At 67.1% G+C, this 1,819-nt stretch carries 1 protein-coding gene; it reads left to right on the top strand.

Translation table 11 applies throughout. The features are described 5' to 3' along the window. Positions 1 to 122 precede the first annotated feature (122 nt). Positions 123 to 1,703 carry an IS1182 family transposase gene (locus IEZ17_RS41575; RefSeq protein ID WP_189308824.1) on the top strand — a complete coding sequence of 527 codons (1,581 nt, stop codon included), beginning with the start codon at positions 123 to 125 and terminating at the stop codon, positions 1,701 to 1,703. Positions 1,704 to 1,819 lie beyond the last annotated feature (116 nt).

Here is a 1,819-nt window from a genome sequence, read left to right on the forward strand (position 1 = left end):
CACACAGCGACAGAAGGACACGCACCACCAAGATCAACCTGACCAAGCACTACTAGGAGTTTTCTGAAGATGTTGTGCTGTTCTGGCTCGGGATCATGTGCTGTGGGGCCAGAGTTGTAGGCATGTTGGGGCGGCGGCCGAGGGAGCCGGTGGGGCCTGATGTGTGGGTCACGTGCCGGGAGTTGATTCCGGTCGGGAGCGTGTTTGCGTTCCTGGCCGAGCATCGGGATGAGTTGTTCCCGGAGGAGATGTTCGCTGATCTGTACCCGTCGACGAACGGGCGGCCGTCGGTGCCGCCGCAGGTGCTGGCGTGCGCGACGGTGCTGCAGGTGCTGGAGAACCGCACGGATCACGACGCGGTGGCCGAGCTGAGGTGTGATCTGCGGTGGAAGGCAGCCTGTGGGCTGGGCCTGTATGACACGGGCTTCGATCCGTCGTTGTTCATCTACTTCCGGCGGCGGCTGGCTGCCTCCGGCGACCGGGACCGGATCTTTGCCCGGGTGCGGGAGGTCATCAACGCCACCGGGGTGCTCAAGGGCCGTCGCAGGCGGGCGCTGGATTCGACTGTGTTCGAGGATGCGGTGGCCACGCAGGACACGGTGACGCAGCTGATCGCCGCGATCCGCCGGGTGGTGCGCCAGGTGCCCGGTGCCGCCGCGGTCGCCGCCGCCTGGTGCAGCGCGCACGACTACAGCGATCCGGGAAAGCCACGGATCGCGTGGGACGACCAGGCGGCCCGCGATGCGTTGGTCGATGGCCTGGTGGGTGACGCGCTGCGGCTGCTGGGCCGTCTGCCCGAGCAGAACCTGGGTGAGCAGGCTGCGAACGCGGTGGGCATCTTGGCGCTGGTCGCCGGGCAGGACGTGGAGTTGGCCGAGGATTCCGATGGCACCGACGGCCGCTGGCGCATCGCCAGGGGCACCGCCCAGAGCCGGATGGTCTCCACCGTCGACCCTGATGCCAGGCACATCCACAAGAGTCGCAACCAGCGCACCGACGGCTACAAGGGCCATGTGGCCCTGGAGCCGGAGAGCGGCTTGTTCACGGCGGTCGCCCTGCGTCGCGGGGATGGTGGGGACAACTACGAGGCCGCTGTCGCCGAGGACCTGCTCGCTGACGAGGGGCAGGCGTTGACGGTGTTGGGAGATGCCGCCTATGGCACCGGCGAATGCCGTGCCCGCCTGGCAGCTGCCGGGCACACGCCCCTGGTCAAACCCCAGCCGCTGAGGCCGGCCGTCCCCGGCGGGTTCACTCTCGATGACTTCCGTATCGACACATCGGCCGGGGTGGTGACCTGCCCGGCCGGACACACCGTGCCACTGACCGCCCCCAGCGGTCCTCACCGGCAACGACGTGCCTACTACAACCAGTTATGCGTCGGCTGCCCCCTGCGGGGACGGTGCACCACCGGCAAGGCAGGGCGGATCGTGACCATCCGCCCCCACCACGACGCCCAGGCAGCCGCACGACACCAGGCCGCCACCGACCCTGCCTGGCAGGACGAATACCGCCGATGGCGTCCCCTTGTCGAACGCGGCATTGCCTGGCTCACCCACCGCAGCCGCAGACTCCGCTACCGAGGTGTCTTCAAAAACGATGCCTGGCTCCACCATCGCGCTGCCGCCCTCAACCTCCGCCGACTGATCAACCTCGGACTCGACATCACCAACGGCACCTGGACGATCAACACAACCAACCCATGACGCAAGAAGCCCCCCGGCCCACAGCCAGACAACCCCACACACAAGATCTTCAGAAATCTCCTAGTAGTGCTTGGTCAGGTTGATCTTGGTGGTGCGTGTCCTTCTGTCGCTGTGTG

It is taken from the genome of Streptomyces albospinus, assembly GCF_014648695.1.
GTDB lineage: Bacteria > Actinomycetota > Actinomycetes > Streptomycetales > Streptomycetaceae > Streptomyces > Streptomyces albospinus.